Source organism: Microbacterium forte, assembly GCF_031885415.1.
Lineage (GTDB): Bacteria > Actinomycetota > Actinomycetes > Actinomycetales > Microbacteriaceae > Microbacterium > Microbacterium forte.
This window is the reverse complement of sequence record NZ_CP116871.1, coordinates 3,017,250-3,040,847: the sequence shown is the minus strand read 5'-3', so window position 1 is coordinate 3,040,847 and position 23,598 is coordinate 3,017,250. Positions and strand designations below refer to the sequence as shown.

19 protein-coding genes are annotated in these 23,598 nt (G+C 70.5%); 7 read left to right on the top strand and 12 right to left on the bottom strand.

Annotated features, from left to right (window positions below):
- The first annotated feature begins 2 nt into the window (after positions 1–2).
- Both OB895_RS14640 and OB895_RS14635 read left to right on the top strand, forming a co-directional pair.
- Complete coding sequence (locus OB895_RS14640) at positions 3–1,544, top strand: FAD-dependent oxidoreductase (protein ID WP_079113558.1); 1,542 nt, start codon at positions 3–5, stop codon at positions 1,542–1,544.
- Complete coding sequence (locus tag OB895_RS14635; protein ID WP_079113559.1) at positions 1,541–3,607, top strand: molybdopterin oxidoreductase family protein; 2,067 nt, start codon at positions 1,541–1,543, stop codon at positions 3,605–3,607. Before OB895_RS14640 ends, OB895_RS14635 begins: the two co-directional genes overlap by 4 nt.
- A gap of 13 nt (positions 3,608–3,620) precedes the next feature.
- Here the strand turns inward: OB895_RS14635 and pheA are convergent, their stop codons facing one another.
- Positions 3,621–4,571 (bottom strand): prephenate dehydratase, encoded by a 951-nt coding sequence (gene pheA / locus OB895_RS14630; protein WP_042541487.1) that lies wholly within the window; start codon positions 4,569–4,571, stop codon positions 3,621–3,623.
- Between the two features lie 62 nt (positions 4,572–4,633).
- On the opposite strand from pheA, the gene pgm reads away from it, so the two are divergent.
- Positions 4,634–6,277, top strand: coding sequence for a phosphoglucomutase (alpha-D-glucose-1,6-bisphosphate-dependent) (gene pgm, locus OB895_RS14625; protein ID WP_079113560.1), 1,644 nt, complete (start codon positions 4,634–4,636; stop codon positions 6,275–6,277).
- A gap of 418 nt (positions 6,278–6,695) precedes the next feature.
- Here pgm and OB895_RS14620 read toward each other — a convergent pair whose 3' ends face one another.
- The 7 genes from OB895_RS14620 to OB895_RS14590 form a co-directional block, all read right to left on the bottom strand.
- The gene (locus tag OB895_RS14620) at positions 6,696–7,796 is read right to left on the bottom strand and encodes a glycerate kinase (RefSeq protein ID WP_079113561.1); all 1,101 of its coding nucleotides are present in this window, start codon (positions 7,794–7,796) and stop codon (positions 6,696–6,698) included.
- The gene (locus tag OB895_RS14615) at positions 7,796–8,851 is read right to left on the bottom strand and encodes a LacI family DNA-binding transcriptional regulator (protein WP_079113562.1); all 1,056 of its coding nucleotides are present in this window, start codon (positions 8,849–8,851) and stop codon (positions 7,796–7,798) included. The genes OB895_RS14620 and OB895_RS14615 overlap by 1 nt, the downstream gene beginning before the upstream one ends.
- An 81-nt stretch (positions 8,852–8,932) precedes the next feature.
- Positions 8,933–9,691, bottom strand: a complete 759-nt coding sequence (locus OB895_RS14610; RefSeq protein WP_079113563.1) for a sugar phosphate isomerase/epimerase family protein — start codon at positions 9,689–9,691, stop codon at positions 8,933–8,935.
- Between the two features lie 206 nt (positions 9,692–9,897).
- The gene (locus tag OB895_RS14605) at positions 9,898–10,761 is read right to left on the bottom strand and encodes a sugar phosphate isomerase/epimerase family protein (RefSeq protein WP_079113564.1); all 864 of its coding nucleotides are present in this window, start codon (positions 10,759–10,761) and stop codon (positions 9,898–9,900) included.
- The gene (locus OB895_RS14600; protein WP_079113565.1) at positions 10,758–11,957 is read right to left on the bottom strand and encodes a dihydrodipicolinate synthase family protein; all 1,200 of its coding nucleotides are present in this window, start codon (positions 11,955–11,957) and stop codon (positions 10,758–10,760) included. Before OB895_RS14600 ends, OB895_RS14605 begins: the two co-directional genes overlap by 4 nt.
- 2 nt (positions 11,958–11,959) lie before the next feature.
- Positions 11,960–13,123: a Gfo/Idh/MocA family protein gene (locus tag OB895_RS14595; protein WP_079113566.1), complete on the bottom strand. Its 1,164-nt coding sequence runs from the start codon at positions 13,121–13,123 to the stop codon at positions 11,960–11,962.
- Positions 13,124–13,514: 391 nt separating this feature from the next.
- The gene (locus OB895_RS14590) at positions 13,515–14,465 is read right to left on the bottom strand and encodes a LacI family DNA-binding transcriptional regulator (protein WP_079114063.1); all 951 of its coding nucleotides are present in this window, start codon (positions 14,463–14,465) and stop codon (positions 13,515–13,517) included.
- Positions 14,466–14,632: 167 nt separating this feature from the next.
- Between OB895_RS14590 and galT the strand changes: the two genes are divergently transcribed.
- The 3 genes from galT to galE all read left to right on the top strand — a co-directional run bounded on the left by galT (position 14,633) and on the right by galE (position 18,097).
- Positions 14,633–15,874: a galactose-1-phosphate uridylyltransferase gene (gene galT / locus OB895_RS14585; protein WP_228385583.1), complete on the top strand. Its 1,242-nt coding sequence runs from the start codon at positions 14,633–14,635 to the stop codon at positions 15,872–15,874.
- Complete coding sequence (galK, locus tag OB895_RS14580) at positions 15,871–17,055, top strand: galactokinase (protein WP_079113568.1); 1,185 nt, start codon at positions 15,871–15,873, stop codon at positions 17,053–17,055. The genes galT and galK overlap by 4 nt, the downstream gene beginning before the upstream one ends.
- A gap of 64 nt (positions 17,056–17,119) precedes the next feature.
- Positions 17,120–18,097, top strand: a complete 978-nt coding sequence (gene galE / locus OB895_RS14575; protein ID WP_079113569.1) for a UDP-glucose 4-epimerase GalE — start codon at positions 17,120–17,122, stop codon at positions 18,095–18,097.
- Positions 18,098–18,141: 44 nt separating this feature from the next.
- Here galE and OB895_RS14570 read toward each other — a convergent pair whose 3' ends face one another.
- From OB895_RS14570 to OB895_RS14555, 4 genes are all read right to left on the bottom strand, one after another.
- The gene (locus OB895_RS14570) at positions 18,142–19,467 is read right to left on the bottom strand and encodes an MFS transporter (RefSeq protein ID WP_079113570.1); all 1,326 of its coding nucleotides are present in this window, start codon (positions 19,465–19,467) and stop codon (positions 18,142–18,144) included.
- A complete protein-coding gene (locus OB895_RS14565) occupies positions 19,464–20,372 on the bottom strand; it encodes a polysaccharide deacetylase family protein (RefSeq protein ID WP_079113571.1) in 909 nt (302 codons plus the stop codon). The genes OB895_RS14570 and OB895_RS14565 overlap by 4 nt, the downstream gene beginning before the upstream one ends.
- Positions 20,369–21,508 (bottom strand): ROK family transcriptional regulator, encoded by a 1,140-nt coding sequence (locus tag OB895_RS14560; RefSeq protein WP_079114064.1) that lies wholly within the window; start codon positions 21,506–21,508, stop codon positions 20,369–20,371. Before OB895_RS14560 ends, OB895_RS14565 begins: the two co-directional genes overlap by 4 nt.
- A 77-nt stretch (positions 21,509–21,585) precedes the next feature.
- A complete protein-coding gene (locus tag OB895_RS14555) occupies positions 21,586–23,019 on the bottom strand; it encodes a gamma-aminobutyraldehyde dehydrogenase (RefSeq protein ID WP_079114065.1) in 1,434 nt (477 codons plus the stop codon).
- Between the two features lie 100 nt (positions 23,020–23,119).
- On the opposite strand from OB895_RS14555, the gene OB895_RS14550 reads away from it, so the two are divergent.
- Positions 23,120–23,587 (top strand): Lrp/AsnC family transcriptional regulator, encoded by a 468-nt coding sequence (locus OB895_RS14550; protein WP_042541475.1) that lies wholly within the window; start codon positions 23,120–23,122, stop codon positions 23,585–23,587.
- The last annotated feature ends 11 nt before the right edge of the window (positions 23,588–23,598 follow it).

The following is a 23,598-nucleotide window of genomic DNA, read 5'->3' as shown; positions in this document are numbered from 1 at the left end:
TCATGACCGAGCGCATCGTCGTCATCGGCGCGGGGCCCGTCGGCATCCGCTTCGCCGAGGAGCTCCTGCCCCTCGTCTCCGAGGGCCGGGCGACGGTGACCGTGCTGGGTGCGGAGACGGCGAACCCCTACAACAGGGTCCTCCTCGCGGAGCTCGCGGTCGGCGAGGCCTCGGCCGACGAACTCACCCTGGCCACCGCAGCGGGCCTTCCGGGGATCGATCTGCGTCTCGGAGCGCGAGCGGTGCGCATCGACCGCGGGGCGCAGCTCGTCGAGCTCGCCGACGGCTCGGACGTCGGCTATGACCGGCTGGTGCTCGCGACCGGCGCGCGATCGATCGTCCCGACACTCGACGGACTCGACACGCTGGGGCCGGACGGCACGGGCCTCGACACCCGCCTCACCGCGGGCGTCTGCGTGCTGCGCGACCTGGCGGATGCCGAGCAGGTGCGGGCCGTGGTCGAGCGCGGCGGCCGGGTGGTGGTGCTCGGGGCCGGCGTGCTCGGAATCGAGCTCGCGATGCTGCTCGCCGATGCGGGTGCCGTGCCCTCGGTCGCCCACTTCGGCCCGATGCCGATGCCGCGTCAGCTCGACCGCGGATCGGCGAGCATCCTCTCGACCGCCCTCGCCTCCGCCGGCGTCACGCTCGTGCCGCACACGCGCGCCGAGGGCGTCATCGGCGTCGAGGGCGACGACGGCATCCGCCGGTTCCGCGCGCTGGCCAGCTCCGACGGCAAGCGCATCGAAGGCGACCTGCTCGTGCTGTCGTGCGGGGTGAGGGCGCGCACCGAGCTCGCCGAGGCGGCAGGACTGCGCATCGGCAACGGCGTGCTCGTCGACAGCTCGCTGCGATCGTGGTCGGATCCCCGCATCCATGCGATCGGCGACTGCGCCCACCTCGCCGACCCCGCCGAGCACCTGCACGAGCGCCAGGTGCCCGGCGGACCGCACGGCCTCATCGGCCCAGGGTGGCGGCAGGCGAGCTGGCTGGCCGCGACCATCGCTGCCGAGCTGGACGGCATCGGCGACGCGGCCGAGTTCACGGACGAGCATCCGGGGGTCGTCGTGCTGAAGGGCGAGCTGGTCGACATCGCCTCGGCCGGCGACGTCTCGGCCGACCCGTTCGCGCCGGTCCCTGTGGGCGAGGATGCGCCGGGCATCGCGGTGTGGGCCGACCCCGAGCACGGCACCTACGTCAAGATGGCGACGCGCGACGGCATCCTCACCGGTTTCGTGGCGGTCGGGATGCCGCGGGCCGCCGCGGAGCTGAGCGTGCTGTATCTGCGCGGCGGCGAGCTGCCCGCAGACCGATCGCTGCTGCTGCGCCTCGACGATCCCGATGCCGACGTGGTGGCGCCTGCCGGTCGTGACGCGACGCTCTGCATCTGCAACGCCGTCACCGTCGGGCAGATCGAGGATGCGATCGATGACGGCTGCAGCTCGGTCGCCGCGATCGGGGACTGCACGCGCGCCGGCACCGGATGCGGCGGATGCCGAGCCAGGATCACCGAACTGCTGCACGACCGCGCGGAGGCCGTCGCATGACCGACACCCACTGCCCCTACTGCGCGCTGCAGTGCGCGATGACGCTGACTCCCACCGCGGGAGAAGCCCTGCCGGTGACCGTCACGGGCCGCGACTTCCCGACCAACCGCGGCGGTCTGTGCAAGAAGGGATGGACGTCGGCGGAGCTGCTCGCCGACACCGGGCGCCTCACCACTCCCCTGGTGCGGGGCGACGACGGCGAGCTGCATCCGGCGGAGTGGGACTCCACCCTCGACCTGATCGCCGCTCAGCTGGAGGGGATCGCCGCGGAGGACGGCCACGATGCGATCGGCGTCTTCGGCGGCGGCGGCCTCACGAACGAGAAGGCCTACCAGCTCGGCAAGTTCGCCCGCATCGCGCTGCGCACCTCGCGCATCGACTACAACGGCCGCTTCTGCATGTCGTCCGCCGCGGCCGCCGCCAACCGCGCCTTCGGGATCGACCGGGGTCTCCCCTTCCCGCTGACCGACCTCGACACCGCCGAGACGGTTCTCCTGCTCGGCTCGAACGTCGGCGACACCATGCCCCCGTTCGTGTCGCACCTGCAGGGCGCCAGGGCACGCGGTGGCCTCATCGTCGTCGATCCTCGCCGCAGCTCGACGGCCCGGCTGTGCGCCGACGGGGCCGGCATCCATCTGCAGCCGGTGCCGGGCACCGACCTCGCTCTGCTGCTGGCACTGACCCACGTCGTGATCGCCGAAGAGCTGTACGACTCGGGCTACGTGCGGCAGCGCACCTCGGGCATCGATGCGCTCCGGCAGTCGGTGTCGGCGTGGTGGCCCGAGCGCGCCGAGACCGTCACCGGGGTGCCCGCGCGCAGCATCCGGGATCTCGCCCGCCGGCTGGCCGAACCCGGCTCGACGTACATCCTCACCGGCCGCGGGGTCGAGCAACACGTCGACGGCACCGACACCGCGACCGCTGCCATCAACCTGGCGCTGCTGCTCGGACTGCCGGGCACTCCGGGGTGCGGCTACGGCACCCTCACCGGGCAGGGCAACGGGCAGGGCGGACGCGAGCACGGGCAGAAGGCCGACCAGCTGCCCGGGTATCAGTCGATCACGGACCCGGTGGCGCGCGCATCCGTCGCGGCGGTGTGGGGTGTCGCCCCCGACGATCTCCCCGGCGCCGGTGTGCCGGCCGTCGAGCTGCTGCAGACCGCCGGCCTGCCAGGCGGCGTGCGCGCCCTGCTCGTGCACGGCTCCAACGTCTTCGTGTCTGCACCCGACGTCTCGACGGTGCGAGAGGCCCTCGGCCGGCTCGACCTGCTCGTCGTCGCCGACTTCTTCCTCTCCGAGACCGCGAAGGCCGCCGACATCGTGCTGCCCGTGCTGCAGTGGGCCGAGGAGGAGGGCACCATGACCAACCTCGAGGGCCGGGTGCTGCGTCGCCGACGGGCCGTCGACGCCCCTGCCGGAGCCCGCAGCGAGCTGTGGATCATGGCCGAGCTCGCCCGCCGCCTCGACGCCCCCGGCGTCTGGAGCCTCGACCCCTCAGAAGTGTTCGACGAGCTCGCCCGCGCCTCGGCCGGCGGCCGCGCCGACTACTCGGGGCTGAGTCACGCCCTGCTCGACCTGGGCATCGAGGCGCACTGGCCGTTCCCGATCGGCAGCCTCGGCACGCCCCGTCTGTTCGCCGACCGGTTCGCGCACGCCGACGGGCGCGCGAAGCTCGTGGCGGTGCGGGCGCGGGCGCAGCAGACGCCGAGCGCCGACCGGCTCACACTGATCACCGGGCGACTGCTCGAGCAGTATCAGAGCGGTACGCAGACCCGCCGCGTCTCCGAACTCACCGAGAAGCGGCCTTCCCTCGTCGCCCAGCTGCACCCCGCCACGGCGCGTCGCCACGGGATCGGCGAGGGCGACGGCATCCGCCTCTCGAACTCCCGCGGCACGGTGCAGGCGCGGGCCGAGCTGACGCACGACATCAGACCCGACACGGTGTTCCTGCCGTTCCACTACCCCGACGGCGAGAGCGCGAATCTGCTCACCGACGACCGGGTCGATCCGCACTCGGCGATGCCCGAGTTCAAGCGGGCGCTCGTGCAGCTCAGCGCGGTCTGACCCGGGGTCGGTCTCAGTCCTCGGGTTCGCCCGAGAGGATGCCGCGCAGCCAGTCGCGTGCCTCGACGAAGATGTCGTCGGAGTAGCGCTCGGGGTACTGCACGATCTGCCGGTCGGCCCGCGGGTACGACCCGAGGAACACCACCCGGGGGCTGAAACGACGGATGCCGAGCAGAGCATCGGCCATGCGCTCGTGCTCGATGTGGCCGTCGGCGTCGATCACGAACCGGTAGCGGCCGAGCTCGTCGCCGATCGGACGCGACTGGATCAGTGAGAGGTTGATGCCACGGGTCGAGAACTGCTCGAGCATCTCGAGGAGCGAACCCGGGTGGTCGTTCGGCAGTTCGACGATCAGCGAGGTCTTGTCGGCGCCGGTGGGAGCCGGTGCCGTGGTGGTGCGGGTGACGAGCACGAAGCGGGTGACGGCCTGGGCGTTGTCACCGATGTCCTCGGCCAGCACGTCGACGTCGAGGTGCTTCACGACGCCGGGAGCGGCGATGGCCGCCTGCGCGGGAAGACCGCCGTCGAGCATGCCGATCGCCGACGCCACGTTGCTCGCCGCCGGGACGTGCGAGTGCGTCGGAAGGTGCTCGCCGAGCCAGCCATGGCACTGCGCATAGGCGACGGGGTGCGCGGCGATCACCTGCACATCGGCCAGCGTGGTGCCGCGCGGAGCCACGAGCACGAAGTTCACGGGCACCAGGTACTCGCCGACGATCCGCAGGCCGGGCAGCGTCGCCAGAGCATCCTGAGTGGTCGAGACGCCGCCCTCGATCGAGTTCTCGATCGCGATCATGGCGGCATCGCTTCGACCCTCGAGCACGTCGGCGAGCGCCTCGCCGACGTTGTGCACGGCACGCCAGTCCTGGCCTCGCGCTTCGGCGACCTGCTCGAGCGCCGCTTCGGTGAATGTTCCGGCGGGGCCGAGATAGCTGTAGGTGCGGCGTTCAGTCACGCGTTTCACCTTAGGGCACGGGTAGGGGCCCAGAAGATGCGCGGATGCCGAGATGGGGGCAGACTGTCTGCATGACGAGCCGTGCCGGCCTACCAGCCGAAGAATCCGATCTGATCGATGTCGACGAGCTGATCGCCGCTTACTACGATCGTGTCCCCGACCCCGGCGTCGCCGCCGAGCGGGTCGCGTTCGGGACGAGCGGTCATCGCGGGTCGTCGCTCACCAAGAGCTTCAACGAGAACCACATCCTGGCCACCACCCAGGCGATCGTCGACTACCGCGCGGCGCAGGGCATCACCGGCCCGCTGTTCCTCGGTCGTGACACTCACGCCCTGTCGCTGCCGGCCGAGCGCAGCGCCATCGAGGTGCTGGTCGCGAACGGCGTCGACGTCCGAGTCGACTCCCGCGACGCGTGGGTGCCGACCCCGGCGCTCAGCCACGCGATCCTCACCTTCAACCGCGACCTCGCACCGGATGCCGCCGGCCGCGCCGACGGCATCGTCGTCACCCCGTCGCACAACCCGCCGAGGGACGGCGGGTTCAAGTACAACCCGCCGCACGGCGGACCGGCAGACACCGACGCGACCGGCTGGATCGCCGACCGCGCCAACGAGCTGATCACCGGCGGTCTGGTCGACGTCAAGCGCGAGCGGTTCGCCGATATCGACTGGGACGCGCTTCCCGGATATGACTTCCGCGACGCCTATGTGCGCGATCTGGCCACCATCATCGACATCGACGCGATCCGCACCGCCGGGGTGCGCATCGGAGCCGACCCCCTCGGCGGAGCCTCGGTCGAATACTGGGCGCTCATCAAGGAGGTCTACGACCTCGACCTGACCGTCGTGAACCCCGAAGTCGACCCGACCTGGCGCTTCATGACGCTCGACTGGGACGAGAAGATCCGCATGGATCCGTCATCCCCGTCGGCGATGGCCTCGCTGGTCGCCAAGAAGGCCGACTACGACGTGCTCACCGGCAACGATGCGGATGCCGACCGCCACGGCATCGTCACCCCCGACGCCGGGCTGATGAACCCCAACCACTACCTCGCGGTCGCGATCGACTACCTGTTCTCGCACCGCGCCGAGTGGCCGCGCGACGCAGCGATCGGCAAGACCCTCGTGTCGTCGATGATCATCGACCGCGTCGCCGAGTCGCTCGGACGCCGCCTGCTCGAGGTGCCCGTCGGCTTCAAGTGGTTCGTGCCCGGGCTGCTCGACGGATCCGTGGCCTTCGGCGGCGAGGAGTCGGCCGGAGCATCGTTCCTCCGCAAGGACGGCACGGTGTGGTCGACCGACAAGGACGGCATCCTGCTGTGCCTGCTCGCGGCCGAGATCATCGCCGTGACGGGCAAGACCCCGTCGGAGCGGTACGCCGAGCTGGAGCAGGCCTTCGGTTCGTCGGCCTACCAGCGCGTCGACGCCCCGGCGACGCCGGCGCAGAAGGCGACGCTCGGCAAGCTGGCGCCGGATGCCGTCTCGGCGACGACCCTGGCGGGCGAGGAGATCACTTCCAAGCTGTCGCACGCACCGGGCAACGGCGCCGCGATCGGCGGACTCAAGGTGCAGACCGAGCACGCATGGTTCGCCGCGCGCCCGTCCGGCACCGAAGACGTCTACAAGCTGTACGCCGAGAGCCTGCGCGGCCCCGAGCACCTCGCCGAGGTGCAGGCCGAGGCTCGCGCCGTGGTGTCGGCCGCCCTCGGCGACTGACCCGGCGTACCGCTTCCGTCCGTCTTCTGCCCCCGCACGCCGCCCGTGCGGGGGCAGAAGTGCATCCGGGGTCAGCGCACGCCGGGGTCGCGCATGCCGGGGTCGAGAGCATCCGGGATCGGGCGCCTGGGCTCAGCGATGCGAAAGCGACCCCACCTGGCGGACGCCATGCGCAGGCCGGGTCGAAACAGCCACCCAACGCGGGTGCGGGGTCGAAGACACATCCGACGCAGCGACTTCGGATGCGTTTTCGACCACCACAGACCGTGACTGCGCGCCACCGGGGGTTGCACAGACGTGCGTGGTCGAAAAACCACCGGAAACGGCCGCCTGGGATGCATTTTCGACCACCGCAGTCGAGCGCGATCGGATGCTGCGCGGGGGCAGCCCGAAGAGCAGAGGCGGCAGCAGCGGCCGGTCAGACCGAACTGGCGAGCAGCGCGCCGGCCTCGCGCAACCAGCGCGCAGGCTCCGCGAGAGCGGCATCCGACGATCCGGCGATGTCGCTGAGAGACGCGGATGCCGCGAACAGCGACACATCGGAGTCGGCGGTGATGCGCCCGGCCGCGAGCAGCGCGACGGCCCCGGCCGATGCCGCGAGGCCCGCGATGAACGAAGGCACCTTGCCGTCGCCGGACTGACCGTCGTACGAGCCCTCGCCCGTGATGACGACGTCGGCGTCGGAGATCGCGTCCGCGAGCCCGATGAGCTCCGCCACTTCGGCGGCTCCGGGAGCGAGCGCCGCTCCCCAGACGACGAGCGCACCACCCGTGCCCCCGGCGGCTCCGGTGCCGGGCAGAGCGGCATCGAGGCCGAGCAGGTCGGCGAGTCGGGCGAGTCCGGCATCCACGTCTGAGAGCTCGGAGGCGTCGAGACCCTTCTGCGGCCCGAACACGGCTGCGGCACCCCGAGGGCCGACGAGCGGGTTGGTGACGTCGGTGAGCACGCGCACCTGAGGCGCGGTACGCAGGGCGCTCAGATCGACCGATGCGATGTCGGCGAGACCGCGCGCACCGCGGGCGACGGGCTCACCGGACGCGTCGAGGAATCGGGCACCGAGCGCGGACAGCATCCCGGTGCCGCCGTCTGTCGACGCACTCGATCCGATGCCGACCACCAGTCGCGTGACGCCGTGGTCGAGGGCGGCGGCGATCGCCTGACCGAAGCCGGTGGTGTCGGCATCCCACGGGCGCAGCTCGTCGAGAAGTTCGATGCCCGAGGTGGAGGCGAGGTCGATGACGCCGGTGCCGCCAGGAGACCCGGCGGATGGGGGCAGCAGCAGCCAGCTGGTCTCTAGCGGCACGCCAGCGGGCCCGTCGACGACGACCGGCATGCGTCGCGCCCCCGGCACGGCCGCGGCGAAGGCGGCGACGGTGCCCTCGCCGCCGTCTGCCATCGGTCGGTGCACGAACGTCGCGGAAGGATCGACCGACGCCCAGCCCTCAGCGAGGGATGCTGCCGCATCCGCCGCGGTGATCGTGCCCTTGAAGCTGTCCGGCGCCAGCACGACGCGGGTCATCAGGCGATACCGGGGGTGCTCGACCGCACGATGACCTCGAGCGGCAGCGCCGCCTGCTGCCAGTCGGCGTCGACCGTCGCTCGGAAGGCCTGGTAGCCGACCTCGCTCAGCGGCACCCGCACGGTCGTGAGCGCCGGCGTGACATCGCTCGACGACGGCACATCGTCGAAACCGCAGACGGCGATGTCGGAGCCGATCTCACGACCCGCGTCGCGGATCGCCGACATCGCACCGATCGCGACGACATCGCTCATGCCGAACACGAGAGTGCCCGGCTCGACGCCGTCGGCGAGCGCCGCCGACATCGCCTGCACACCGGATTCGCGGCGGAAGTCGCCTCGGATCAGCCGATCGATCGTGCCGCCGCCTGATTCGAAGCCGGCGCGGAATCCGGCGAGACGCTCGTCCGAGGTCAGGACCCCCTCGGCCGCACCGATCGCGATGGCCGAGCGGTAGCCGAGCGACGCCATGCGGCGGCCCAGCGCCTCTGCACCGGCGCGGTTGTCGATCTCGACGTGGCGGTTCTCTGCACTGCCGGCCCCGAAGGTGACCACCTGCCCGCCGAACCGGGCGTACTCCGCGAGCTCGCGCGAGGTGTCGGAGTCGGCCGGCTCGTTCGTGCGTGAGGCGGCGAGGATCAGGCCCTGGGGTCGCTGTCCGCGCAGCGCGCGCACGATGCGCGCCTCGCGGGCCGGGTCGCGCTCGGTGATCGCGATGGTGACGACGAGGCCGTGCTCGTCGGCTCCGCGAGCGACGCCCGCGGCGATGAGTCCGAAGTACGGGTCGGCGATGTCGGCGACGAGCAGCGCGATCACGGGCGAGCTGCCGCGGGCGGTGGCCTGAGCAGACGCGTTCGCCGTGTAGCCAAGCTCGGCCGCCGCCTGCTCGACGCGCTCACGGAAGGACTCGGCGACCTTGCGCTCGGATCCGTTCAGAACGCGGGATGCCGTGGCGAGGGAGACCCCGGCCTCTCGGGCCACGTCGTGCAGGGTCGGGGCTGCGCCTCGGGAGTGCCGCGGCTGACGCACCCGGGAAGGGCTTTCCTGCTGACTCATGCCCCGAGCATACTGTGCGATGCGGGCGGCGCCGAGGAACGGTGGGCGGCGGCAACCCGAGTCCTGACGTGCATGCCGGCCTTAGAGCGAGAGGTACGAGCGGAGCGTCGCGGCCTCGCCACGCATCATCGCCGGATCATCACCGGGCACGAATTCGAGCAGTGCGTCTCTCGGGGGCGTGGGCGCAGACTGCGCCTCTCCGAAGAACCGGGTCCAGAGGGCATCACGTGCCCGCAGCGGCAGCCGGTCGTGGTCGGGCCACCACGAGAACACGTGCGCGGCGCTCACATGGTCTGCGATCGCGCGATACTCATCGAGCACCGCGTCGACCGCGGCACCGACAGTGGGCTGCCAGTAGGTGCTGAGCGTGGGCCTCGCGACCTCCTCGAGCACTCGGAGTGTCGTCGGCGCGGTGTCGGCGAGCGTGCCCGAATGGAACTCGAGCGCGAGGGACATGCCCCGCGCGCTCGCCTCGTCGACCGCATCCTGTAGTCGGGCGATCGTCGCCGCCCAGTCCTGCGGTGCGGCTTCGTCGGATCCGATCGACCCCGCCCAGACGCGCACGCGGTCGACGCCGAGAGCCTCGGCGGTGTCGAGCACGGGAGTGACCGCCTCGTCGGCACCGGCGCGGAAGTACGAGCCGTACGAGCAGCACACCAGCCCGGCATCCGTCGTCAGCCTCGCCGCCCTCGCCGCCTGCTCGACATCCCCGGCCGGCACATGCTCGTCGGCACCCCACTCGATGACCTCGAGTCGCGCCTCCGCTGCGAGCTCGACGACGCGTTCGACGCTCAGCGACGCGAAGGTCACCGAGCAGAGTCCTGGCCGGATCGTTGTCATGGGTTCATCCTCTCAACGGTCTGCGTCGGTGTCTCGGGGGTTGCGCCCGGCGGCTCTCTTCGTGTCAGCGCGCGGCACCGCCTGCAGGATCGAGGCACGGATGCAGGACCGGAATCGTGTTCCGGCCCGACATCCGTGCCCTGGTCCTGCACGTGGCACGCCGGTTGCGCGCGAGCGGCACGCCTTCGGCGATGGGGTCCCCGACGTCAGCGCAGGTGCGGCGAGACCGCGGCACCGAAGGTCTCGGCCGTGCGCCGCACGACGTTCTCGGGAGCATCCGCCCAGATGTCGGCGTTGAAGATCTCGACCTCGATATCGCGGTCGTATCCCGTCTCGATCACGGCGCGGGTGAGCGAGCCGAAGTCGATCACGCCGTCGCCCGTGTAATGCCGCGACAGCAGCACGTCGGCGGCGAGCGGGGTCTTCCAGTCGCACACCTGATAGGTCGCGATGCGGCCCTCTCGACCGGCGCGCGCGATCTGCTCGAGCACCTGCGGATCCCACCAGATGTGGAACGTGTCGACTGCTGCGCCCACGACATCGGCGTCGAAGTCGGCGGCGATGTCGAGCGCCTGGCCGAGCGTCGAGACGACAGCGCGATCGGAGGCGTACATCGGATGCAGCGGCTCGATCGCCAGCGTCACCCCCGACGCCTTCGCATCGGAGGCGAGCACGCCGATCGCGTCGCGCACTCGTTCGCGCGCGCCGATCAGATCGCGAGAGCCGGCGGGGATGCCGCCGGCCACGAGCACGAGCACCGCGGTCGACCCGTCGGCACCTGCGGCGGCGAGCGTCGCGGTCTCCTCGATCGCGCGGCGGTTGTCGTCGAGTGCCGCGACGCGCTCGGGCCCCTCGGGAAGGGTGAAGAACCCGCCGCGGCAGTGCGTCGTGAATCGCAGCCCCGAGTCCTCGAGCATGCGGGCGGCGACGTCGAGCCCGACCTCGTTCACGGGCTCGCGCCACAGACCGATCGCCTGGACGCCGGCATCCGCCGTCACCCGCAGCGCCGTCGCGAGGTCGGCGTGCTTGATGGTCGCCTGATTGATCGACAGGCGGGGATCGACGATCATGCATCCGCCCCGTTCAGGCGCAGCATCCCGTGCCAGCGCTCGCGCGCGAGTTCGGGCTTCTCCAATGCGAGCGACGCGTTGGCCAGCTCGACGATGCGGCTGAGGTGCGGAAGGCTCCGCGCCGAGTGCAGACCGCCGACCATCTGGAACGCGGGCTGATGCCCGTTGAGCCAGGAGAGGAAGGCGACTCCGGTCTTGTAATAGAACGTCGGAGCGGCGAACACCTGGCGGCTCAGTTCTTCGGTCGGTCCGAGGATCTCGAGGTAGCGGGCAGGGGCTCCGGCATCCAGCGCCTGGATCGCTGCGGACGCCACCGGGGTGATCGCCGCGAACGCGCCGAGCAGCGCATCGGAGTGGGTGCGTTTCGTCTCGGTGCTTCGCTCCTCGCTCGACGACCGGGTGGTGTCGCCGCCGATGAGGCCGACGTAGTTGAAGTCGTCGCCCGTGAACATGCGCACGCCCTGCGGAAGCTGCTCACGCACCGAGATCTCGGACTCGGCGTTCAGCAGGCTCATCTTCACGCCCGCGACCCTGTCGGGCTGCTCCCCGATGATGTCGAGCAGCGCAGCGGATGCCGTCTGCCAGTCGTCCGCGCCGAAGTAGCCGGCGAGCTCAGGATCGAAGGCCGTTCCGAGCCAGTGCAGCACGACCGGAACCGTGGCCGACGAGAGCACTTCGCGGTAGACGCGACGGTAGTCGTCGGCGCTCTCCGCGACGCGGGCCAGGTGGCGCGAGGCCATGAGCACGGGGCCCGCGCCCTGCTCCTCGGTGAAGTGCAGCTGCTCCTTGTAGGCATCGATCACCTGGTCGAGCGTGATGTGCGACTCGGCGACGTGATCGGTGTTGACGCCGACCACGACGGAGCCACCCTCCTCGCGGGCGACCTCGGCGCTGCGTGCGATGAGCTCGCGCGTCGCCGCGGCATCCAGGCCCATGTTGCGCTGCGCGGTGTCCATGGCATCGGCGACGCCGAGTCCCCACGAATACACGTTGCGGCGGAACGCGAGCGTCGAATCCCAATCGATGTCGGCGGGCTGCCCCGGGGTGTTGTCGGCGTGCACCTTGGGCACGACATGGGCTGCGGCGTAAGCGACGCGGCTCTGCAGCGGCGAGGACGGTCGCGAGTACCCGCCGCCCTCGCGCAGCTCGGCATCCGTCACCGCGCCCGCGGCGTCGAGAAGTCGGAGAGTGCTCATGCTCAGCCCAGCGTCAGCGGCTCGAGCGCGACCTTGCGGCCCTCGGCGCTGGAGGTCAGACCGGCCTCGGCGAACTGCACGCCGCGAGCACCCGAAAGCAGGTCGAAGGGGTACTTCGTGCCCTCGACGAACGAGACCAGGTACTCCTCCCACTGCTGACGGAAGCCGTTGAGGAAGACGTCGTTCGTGGGCACCTGCTGCCAGTCGGCGTCGTAGTCATGACTGTCTTCGAGGTCGGGGTTCCACACCGGCTTCGGCGTCGCGTTGCGCGGCTGGATCTTCGCGCCGAAGAGTCCGACCACGGCGGATCCGTGGGTGCCGTCGACCTGGAACTCGACGAGCTCATCGCGGTTCACGCGCACCGTCCAGCTCGAGTTGATCTCGGCGATGATGCCGCCCTCGATCTCGAAGATGCCGTATGCGGCGTCTTCGGCGGTGGCGGTGTAGTGCTCGCCGTTCTCGTCCCAGCGGTCGGCGATGTGCACGGCGGCCTGCGCGTAGACGCTCTTGACCTCGCCGAACAGGTTCTCGAGCACGTAGTTCCAGTGCGGGAACATGTCGACGATGATGCCGCCGCCGTCTTCGGTGCGGTAGTTCCAGCTGGGTCGCTGCGCGGGCTGCCAATCGCCCTCGAACACCCAGTAGCCGAACTCGCCTCGCACCGACAGGATGCGGCCGAAGAAGCCCGAGTCGATCAGGCGCTTGAGCTTCTGCAGGCCGGGCAGGTAGAGCTTGTCGTGCACGACGCCGGTCTTGACGCCGGCCTCATCGGCGAGACGCGCGAGCTCGAGAGCCTCGTCCAGCGACTCCGCGGTGGGCTTCTCGGTGTAGATGGCCTTGCCTGCCGCGATCGCCTTGCGAAGAGCGGAGGCACGGGCCTTGGTCACGAGGAAGTCGGCGTAGATCTCCCACTTCGGGTCGGCGAGGGCCGCGTCGAGGTCGGTCGTGTAGTCCTCGATGCCGTGCTTGGCGGCGAGCTCGGCGAGCTTGGCCTCATTGCGGCCGACGAGCAGCGGCTTCACCGTGATGCGGGATCCGTCGGGCAGCTCGATGCCGCCCTCTTCACGGATCGCGAGGATCGACCGCACGAGGTGCTGCCGGTAGCCCATGCGTCCCGAGACGCCGTTCATGATGATCCCGATCTCGCGGGTTGTCGTCTGCGACATTGCTGGTCCGTTCTCTTCTTTCAGATCCCGCATCCTGTGCGGGGAAACCCCTGTGTGCGATCCGGCGCGGGTAAGCGCTTTCCGTCAGCATGCCACGCTAGAGGCTTATGTGCAAGCAGCGGGGAAAACGCTCTCCTTTACTTCTGCGAGGGGTCTCGCTGGGCGGGGCCGGGTGCAGAGGTCAATTCCACATCCGAACCGGCCTGTTCGGGTGCTTTTTTGACCCCACACCGTGCGCCAGATGCGTTTTTGACCCCAGACCGTTCGCCGGGGGCGTTTTTGACCCCACACCGTGCGCCGGGTGCGATCTCTGGCCCCACACCGCGCGCCGGGCGCGCCTCTGACCCCGCAGGGCGAGACGGACGGCTGCCCGCGTGAAGAACCGAGCGCCTCAGCGGGTGCTGGCGCGGTCGATCAGAAGAGTCGGGACGACAGCGGATGCCGCGACGCCCGGCGTGCCCTCGATCTCTGCGACGAGCAGACCCACGGCGCGCTGCGCGAGCGCCGTGAAGTCCTGGCGGATCGTCGTCAGCGGAGGCCGGTAGTTCGCGGCATCCGGCACGTCGTCGAACCCGACGACGCCGACGTCTTCGGGAACCCGCCGCCCCGCCTCGGCGAAGGCCCGCAGCAGCCCGAGCGCCATCTGGTCGTTGGCGCAGAAGACGGCGGATGCTGCGCGCAACGCCTCCCCGGCGACGAAACCGGCCTCGGCCGTCCAGTCGCCGCGGACGACGGGCGCGGGCTCGATGCCCGCGTCCGCGAGAGCCTGCCTCCACCCGCGCTCGCGTTCCGCCGCGGCGAACGACCCGGAAGGCCCGGCGAGATGGTGCACGGTCTCGTGACCGAGGCTCAACAGATGGGCGGTCGCTGCGGCGGCGCCCCCGACGTGGTCACTGTGCACGACGGCGATCTCGGCTGACGCCGGCGCATCGACCACGACCAGTCGCAGACCGGGCGGGCGTTGGGCTTCGGGAACGAGAGCGGACGCCTCGTTCAGCACGATCGCCCCGTCGACCTCCTGCTCGGCGAGCCGCTCGAAGGCGTCGGCGACGCTGTCGCCCGCCGTCACGAGGGTGAGCGCATAACCGCGTTCCGCCGCTGCCTCGGCGGTGGCCTGCAGCATCCGCGAGTTGCCGACCGTCGCGAGAGTGGTGACGACGAGCCCGATGGTCTGCGAGCGGCCGGTGCGCAGCGCCCTCGCGGCGCGATGCGGGCGATAACCGAGCTCGGCCATCGCCGTCTCGACACGTTCACGGGTGGCGGGGTCGACGCGGGGGCTGTCGTTGACGACGCGTGAGACGGTCTGACCCGAGACGCCGGCGCGAGAGGCGACCATCGCCATCGACACCCGACCCGATGCGGGGCGACTGCGACGCGGCCGGTCGCCGCTGAGCGCGAGGTCGTCGTTCATCGGCATCCTCCACCCATCACTCGGTCCGTCTCCGTCGAAGTCCGTCCACAACTCTTGGAATGTTGACGTTACCACGGCGATGTGCGTACCATGTTTACGTGAACACGCACGAATCTCCTGAGTTGCGAACCGAGACTCTCTCAGCCGGAATCATCAAACGGGCCACCACGCTCGCCGACGGCCGCGAGCTGATCTACTTCGACGACCCCGACACGACGCTCGGTGCCGAGCGCGCGGTCGACGCACGCACCCTCGATGCCCGCGGCGAGACCGCCACGATGCGCCTCGACGTGCTGACGGGCGACTGGATCACCGTCGCCGCGAACCGGCAGAACCGCGTGATGATGCCGAGCGCCGACGCCGACCCGCTCGCTCCGCAGTCACCGACCAACCCGTCTGAGGTGCCGTCGCTCTACGACGTCGCCGTGTTCGAGAACCGCTCGCCAGCGTTCGGCCCCGCCCTGGCCGAGGCCACCGGCACCGCCCCCGCAGCGAGCAACCCTCCGCGCGGACTCGACGACCTCAGCGCTCTGGGCCTCGGTCGCACCCGCACGTCGGTCGGTCGCTGCGAGGTCGTCTGCTTCAGCCCCGAGCACACCGGATCGTTCGGCACGCAGTCGGTCACGCGCGCCCGCACCGTGATCGAGGCCTGGGCCGACCGCACCGCAGCGCTCTCCCAGCTCCCGGGAATCCAGCAGATCTTCCCGTTCGAGAACCGCGGCGAGGCCATCGGGGTCACGCTCCCCCACCCCCACGGCCAGATCTACGCGTACCCCTACGTGACGCCGCGCACCACGCGGCTGCTCGACTCGATCGACCGCACCGCTCCCGACCTGTTCCAGCACATCCTCGAGTCCGAGCAGACGTCCGAGCGCGTCGTGTTCCGCGGAGAGCACTGGACGGCCTTCGTGCCCTTCGCCGCCCGCTGGCCTCTCGAGGTGCACCTGATGCCGCACCGCCACGTGCCCGATTTCGCCGAGACGACGGATGCCGAGCGCGACGAACTCGCCCCGCTGTACCTACGCCTGCTCCGTGGCGTCGACGCGCTCTACGACACCCCGACCCCGTACATCGCCGCCTGGCATCAGGCTCCCGTGAACGTCGGTCGCGACAGCGTGCGGCTGCATCTGCAGCTGACCAGCCCCCGCCGGGCCGCCGACAAGCTCAAGTTCCTCGCCGGCTCCGAGGCCGCGATGTGGGCCTGGGCCGCCGAGGTCACCCCCGAACAGGGCGCCGCCCGCATCCGCGAGGCCATCGCGAAGGCAGACGCCACCCACGCATCCGCAGACACCGCAGACACCGCAGACACCGCAGACACCGCAGACGAGGCATCCGCATGACCACCACCATCGAGGCCGCGACGGCGCTCTTCACCGACCTCACCGGCCGCGCCCCCGACGGTGTCTGGTCGGCGCCGGGACGAGTGAACCTGATCGGCGAGCACACCGACTACAACGACGGCTTCGTGCTGCCGTTCGCGATCCCGCACCGCACCTACGCGGCCGTCGGGATCCGCGACGACGGCCTCGGCCGCGTGCGCGTCGCATCGACCTTCGCCGATGCACCGGTCGAGGTCTCCCTCGACGAGCTCGACGAGCTGTTCCCCACCCCGTCTGGCACCGCCCCCGGTGTGCCCGAATGGGCCGCATACCCGCTCGGCGTCGCCTGGGCGCTCCGTCAGGCGGGTGCGGACGGCCGCGGCCTCGACATCGCGATCACCTCCGACGTCCCGGTCGGCGCGGGACTCTCGTCGTCCGCCGCGATCGAGAGCGCCACGGCATCCGCCTTGAACGACCTCTGGGCCGCCGGACTCGACCGCACCGCCCTCGCGCGCGTCGGCCGTCGAGCCGAGAACGAGGCAGTCGGCGCTCCGACCGGCATCATGGACCAGATGGCCTCGATGCTCGGCGAGCCCGACGCGGCGATCTTCCTCGACTGCCGCTCGCTCGACGCGAACCTCGTGCAGGTCGGCATCGCCGAGGCCGGCCTCGCGATCCTCGTGATGGACACGCGCGTCAAGCACGCCCACTCCACCGGCGGCTACGGCGAGCGCCGCGCCGCCTGCGAGCGCGGCGCCGCGAGCATGGGCGTGCCGAGCCTGCGCGACGTCTCGGTCGACGACCTGGCCCGCGCCGAAGAGCTCATGGACGACGTGACCTTCCGTCGAGTGCGCCACGTGGTCACCGAGAACCAGCGCGTGCTCGACACGGTGAAGGTGCTGCGCGAAGAGGGCCCCCGCTCCATCGGCGACCTGCTCGTGGCCTCCCATGCCTCGATGCGCGACGACTTCGAGATCTCGGTGCCCGAGCTCGACACGGCGGTCGAGGCCGCCCTCGCCGCCGGTGCCATCGGCGCTCGGATGACCGGCGGCGGGTTCGGCGGAGCCGCGATCGCGCTCATCGAGCAGGATGCCGTGCAGCAGGTGACGGATGCCGTGAACGCCGCGTTCGCCGCATCCGGGTTCACGGCCCCCGTGATCTTCACCGTCACCCCGTCGGCCGGAGCGCGCCGCGACGCCTGACCGGAGTCAGGGTCCGCTGATCGCGACCTGAGATACTGAACACTTCCCCACCCTGAGGAGCACAATGTCCTGGATCGTGACCGGCGGCGCCGGCTACATCGGCTCGCACGTCGTTCGCGCACTGTCGGATGCGGGGCTGACGCCCGTCATCCTCGACGACCTCTCGAGTGGCGTCGCGTCGTTCGTGCCCGAGGGCGTGGCCTTCGTGCAGGGCAGCATCCTCGACCGCGAGCTCGTCGAGAAGACCCTCCGAGACCACCACGCCGAGGGCGTCATCCACGTCGCCGGATACAAGTACGCCGGGGTGTCGGTGCAGCGTCCGCTGCACACCTACGCGCAGAACGTCGAAGGCACCCGCGTGATCCTCGAGGCGATGGAGACCGCGGGCGTCGCCAACATCGTGTTCTCGTCGTCGGCCGCCGTGTTCGGCACCCCCGATGTGGCGCTCGTCGTCGAAGACACCGCCAAGAAGCCGGCCAGCCCCTACGGCGAGTCGAAGCTGATCGGCGAATGGCTGCTGCGCGATCAGGCGATCGCGACCGCCGAGTCCGACAAGCCGCTGCGACACACGTCGCTGCGCTACTTCAACGTCGTCGGCTCCGCAGACCCGACCGTCTACGACGTGAGCCCGCACAACCTGTTCCCGATCGTGTTCGAGAAGCTCATCGCGGGAGAGACCCCGCGCATCAACGGCGACGACTACGACACCGAAGACGGCACCAACGTGCGCGACTACGTGCACGTCGGCGACATCGCGGCGGCCCACGTCGCCGCAGCCCAGCGCCTCGCCACCGGCGCGCCGATCGAAGCGGCCTACAACCTCGGTTCGGGCGACGGCCTCAGCGTGAAGCAGATCATGGATGCCGTCGCACGCGTCACCGGCATCGACTTCACCCCCGAGATCGGCCCCCGTCGCCCCGGCGACCCCGACCGCATCGTCGCGACCGGCGAGCTCGCCGCGCGCGACCTCGACTGGAAGATGCGGTACACGGTCGACGAGATGGTGCGGACGGGGTGGGAAGCGCGTCGGGCCGCGTCCTGACGTCAGAGGTCTCGGGTGCGGCCTCAGAGGTCTCGGGAGCGGCCTCAGAGGTCTCGGGTGCGGATCGGGTAGAGCCAGAAGCACAGCCACGCGAGGGCGGCGAAGACGAGCGGAACCACGGCGACCATCACGCGGATGCCGCCATCGACCGCCTCCGGCTGCGCATCGCCCAGCGACGCATCGAAGCCTGACGCCGTCAGCACGGCCGCCGCGACGACGGCCTGCAGCACGACCGAGCCGCGCACCACGAACCCGTTCACGCCGAAGTAGGCGCCCTCTCGTCGATGACCGGTGCGGGTGGCGTCCTCGTCGATGATCTGTGCGAGCACGACCTCGAGCAGCTGCAGCAGGCCGCCGACACCGACACCCACCGCGACGCCGACCAGAGCCGCGGCCGGCACGGTCGACGGCAGCAGGTAGCCGAGCATGGCGATGCCGAACACCGCGACGCTCCACAGCAGCGCCGCGCGGGGTGAGGTGCGGCGCACGACCGCGCTCCACAGCACGATCGACGGGATGGCGGTCACGAAGATCGCACCCAGCAGCAGGCTGGCCTCGCCCTCGGCGGCGCCCAGCGAATACCTCACGTAGAACGGCAGAGCGGCGAGGATCACGGCGATCGATGTCTGGATGAACAGCGAGCCGAGCACGTAGGGGACGAACGCCCGATTCGCGAACGTGTACTTCAGCTGGTCGCGCCACCGCATAGCCTCGGATGCCGCCTCCGGCACCCGGCGCTCGACCATGCCGCCGAAGAACGACCACACCAGCAGCACGAGGCAGACGGTCGAGAGCACGATCGCCATGCCCGGCCAGCCGATCGACCCGTACAGTGCAGGGGCGCCCGCGGTGCCGAGCACCATTCCGAGGATCGCGAAGATCTGGCGCGGCACGTTGCCCCGCGCCCGCTCGTCGGTCGTGCGGAAGATCTCGGGGAACAGCGCCGAGATGTTCAGCACCACCACCACGAACGCGATGTCGTACACCGCCACGACGACGAGGAACCACACGATCAGCCCGGCGGTCGGCAGCTCCGGGGGCATCCACACCAGCGCGAAGGCGACCACGAGCGGCACGATGCCGAGCCCGATCCACGGAATGCGGCGGCCCCACGGTGTGCGGATGCGGTCGGACAGCGCGCCCACGACGGGGTTCAGCACCGCGTTCAGGATGCCGTGCGCGATCATCGCCGCGGCGACCCACCCCGGTGCGACGCCGAGGTGGGTGACGTAGAAGTAGACGACAAAAGCCGAGAACGTCTGCGCCATGAGCTGCGTGGGAAACCCGGATGCGCCGAACGCGATCGCCTGCGCTCTGGTGGGAGCGCCGTCGAGTCGGCGATCGCGCAGCCGCGTCGCCATCGAGGTCATGCGCGCCGGCTCCGCTGCAGATCGCGCAGGTCGCGCCAGCCGAGTCGCACGAGTCCTTCGTCGGCGAACGCCTGCAGCACAGCGGGGTCGGAGAGCAGGCGAAGCTCGTGTCCGCGCTTGGCGGCGGCGAAGTCGACGACGGCCCGCAGCTCGTCGTCGTCGACCATCGGATGCAGGTAGATCTCGGTCACCCCGGCCGGAACAGCGCGCAGCAGGGCGATGAAGCCGTCGCGGACCTGCTCATAGGATTCGCCGGGCACCTCTTCGAACGGGTGGCTCCACAGCCGATCGATGATCTCGACCCCGAGGGCGTCGGCTGCGGCCGATGCCTCCGCGAGCTTCGCCTGCAGCGCGGGGTCGTCGTCTGTGCCCTCCATGCTGCGCGGCAGCCGGAAAGGCAGTCCGTTGCGGGCGGCGAGCTCGAAGACCGGACCGAGGAAGTCCCGCCCGGTGAGCAGACCGTAGACCGATCCCATGTGGTTGTCGAGGTGGGTCACGTCGACCCCGGCATCCAGCGCCGCCTGCAGCTGCGCGGCGATCTCGGCGGCGACGTCATCGACCGTCGCGAGCTCTTCGATGGCCAGGACGTCGGCGGGAAAGTACCCCGCTCCGTCGACGAGGGTGCTGGCGGCGCCCGTGAGCGGTCGCCAGCGGTAGTCCGTCCACTCGCTCGTGAGCACGAGGTGCACGCCGACGTCGAGGTCGGTGCGCGAGGCCGCGAATGCCATCGCCTCCGGCGCCCAGGCGCACGGCACCATCAGGGTCGTCGAGTCGACATGGCCTGCGTCCAGCAGCTGGGTGATCGCCGTGTTGGCCGCGTGGCACATGCCGAAATCGTCCGCATTGATGATCACGCCCCTGGCTCCGGGTGCGAGTCCGAGGCGATCCGCGAGGTCCGAGGTCATCTTCGGCTCCTGTCCGAGGCGGGGAGCAGTCGGGCGAAGACCGATGCCCGAAGCGCGGATGCCGCCTCGCCGACCGCGCCGACCAGGGGTGCTTCCGGACCGAACGACGAGACCACGAGTGTGAGCGGCAGCTGCGGGGCGAGTTCTTCCGCGAACTCGGCTGCTGCACGGGCGAGCGCCGGGTGCGCGGCCGTGCCGCTGAGCAGGAACGCCTCCGGGTCGAGCACGAGCGCGATGCTGCCGGCGATCAGGGTGAGCCTGCGCCCCATCTCGGCGGTCATGGCGAGCGCGGCCGCATCACCGGCCCACGCCGCGTCGAGGTGCTGGTCGATCGTCTCGTCGGGGTCGCGTCCGTGGGCGAGCGCGAGGTCGCGCACGACGGCGTCGCCGAGCACCGGAGCGCCGATCGGCAGCGGGCTCTGCGGCAGATACATGACCTCGCCGGCGACACCCGAGAATCCACGGTGCAGGGACCCGTCGATGACGATCCCGGCCCCGAGACCGTCGTCGAGGAGCAGCAGCGCGAAGCTGCTGAGGCCTGCGCCGGTGCCCTCCGAGAGCTCGGCGAGCGCCGCGAGGTTGACGTCGTTCTCGACCCGCACCGGGCATCCGAGCCGCACGGCCAGCCCGTTCTTGAACGCGCCGCCGTCGGGACCCTGGTCGTCGCGGATGCCTCCGTCGGCGGTGACGATGCCGGGAATGCCGACGACAGCGAGCAGCAGCGGCCCGTTCACCGTGCGGCGACACGCGTCGACCAGCCCGGCGATGTGCTGCACCCGGTCGCCGCGCGGCGGGAATGCGGCGTGAGTCTCTGCTCGCACTGCCCCGGCGGGGTCGACCAGGGCGACATGAGCGGCGTGGGCGTCGACGTGCACGGCTGCGGCGAACCCGAGCTGCGGATGCAGTGCGACGCGCCCCGCTGCGGGTCCGCGCGTGTCACGATCGACCCCGGCCGCGGCCACCGCTGACGATGCCTCGAGCATTCGCAGCACCTGCGTCACCGCCGTGCGCGACAGACCTGTCTCGGCGACGAGTTCCGCGCGCGTGAGCGGGCCCCGGCGCGCGAGCGTCTCGAGGATCGCGCGGCCGTTGAGCGTTCGAAGCAGGGTCTGGGGCCCCGCGAGTGGTCGTGCCAAGATGATCCCCCCGGATTCGACGTGCGCCCAGCTTGACACATCGCGTCATACGTGTCGAGGAATCAGAACCCCGATCCTCAGTCGAGCGCTGACATCACGTGCTTGACGCGCGTGTAGTCGTCGAAGCCGTACTGCGAGAGGTCCTTGCCGTAGCCGGAGTGCTTGAACCCGCCGTGCGGCATGTCGGAGACGAACGGGATGTGCGTGTTGATCCACACGCAGCCGAAGTCGAGGTCGCGTGAGAAGCGCATCGCACGGGCATGATCGGTCGTCCACACCGATGAGGCCAGTGCGTAGGGCACGTCGTTGGCCATCTCGAGCGCCCGCTCGTCGGTGTCGAATGCCTGCACGGTCAGCACCGGGCCGAAGATCTCGCCCTGCACGGCCTCGTCGTCCTGGTGCAGACCCGAGACGATCGTCGCTTCGAAGAAGTAGCCCTTCTCACCCTGACGCTCCCCGCCGGTCTCGATCTTCGCGTGCGCGGGCAGCCGGTCGACGAAGCCCTGCACCTGGGCGAGTTGGGCCGCGCTGCTGAGCGGGCCATAGAGCACACCCTCCTCGTGGGGGCCGCCCGTGCGCGCATCCGTCTTCGCCTTCTCGACCAGCGCCGCGACGAACTCGTCGTGCACCGACGAGTGCACGAGCACGCGGGTCGCGGCCGTGCAGTCCTGCCCGGCGTTGAAGAATGCTCCGGCGACGATGCCGGACGCCGCCTTGTCGAGGTTCGCATCGGGGAACACGATCGCGGGCGCCTTGCCGCCGAGCTCGAGGTGCACCCGCTTGACGTCGTTCGCCGCCGAGCGCGCGACGGCCATGCCCGCACGCACGGAGCCGGTGATCGCGACCATCTGCGGGGTCGGGTGCTCGACGAGCGCCACCCCTGTGTCGCGGTCGCCGAGCACGACGTTGAGCGTGCCGGCCGGTGTGTGCAGCGCCACGATCTCGGCGAGCAGCAGCGTGGTCAGCGGCGTCGACTCTGCGGGCTTCAGCACGACGGTGTTGCCTGCGGCGAGCGCGGGGGCGATCTTCCACACCGCCATGTTGAGTGGATAGTTCCAGGGGGTCACCTGACCGATCACGCCGATCGGCTCGCGGCGCACGAACGAGGTGTGTCCGGCGAGGTACTCCCCCGCCGCCCGCCCCTCGAGGCTGCGCGCAGCACCGGCGAAGAACCGCAGCTGGTCGATCGACTGCAGGATCTCGTCGGTCACGAGGCTCGCCCGGGGCTTGCCGGTGTCCTTCGACTCGAGGTCGGCGAACTCCTCGGCACGCGCCTGCATCTCGTCGGCGATGCGGAACAGCGCGAGCTGGCGGTCGGCCGGGGTCGTGTCGCGCCAGAGCGGGAAGGCAGCGGATGCCGCGGCGTACGCGGCATCGACGTCAGAGGCGTCCGAGACCGGCAGCTCGCCATACGTCTCCTCGGTGACGGGATCGATGAGCGGCATCCGCCCCTGTCCGTTCACGGGAACGTACTGCCCGCCGATGAAGTTCTGAAGGAGTTCTGTGGCCATGGTCGCCATGCTAGCGATCCGACTGCGAATACAGAAGAGCCTGCTGGCCTGAACGACGGAATCAGTTGCCAGAAGGCGGCGAAAATGTCAATATCGACACATGAGCGCCACAGCGAAGCAGCCCGTGCTGGATGACATCTCGAAGCGGATCGTCGAGCTGCTGCAAGAGGACGGGCGACGGCCCTACGCCGAGATCGGCCGAGAGGTGGGGCTCAGCGAGGCGGCGGCGCGCCAGCGCGTGCAGCGGATGACCGAGGCAGGCATCATCCAGATCGTCGCGGTGACCGACCCTATGCAGCTCGGCTTCAACCGCATGTCGATGATCGGCATCCGAGTGACGGGCGACCCCCGACTCATCGCCGAGGAGCTGACGAAGATCACCGAGCTCGCCTACGTCGTCGTGACTCTGGGCACCTTCGACATCCTCGTCGAGGCCGTGTGTGAGAGCGACAGCCACCTGCTCGACCTGATCGCCACCCGCATCCGCACGATCCCCGGCATCACCCACACCGAAAGTCTGCTCTACGCCGGGCTCTACAAAGACCTCTACAACTGGGGCACGCGCTGAGGCGCGGCTCC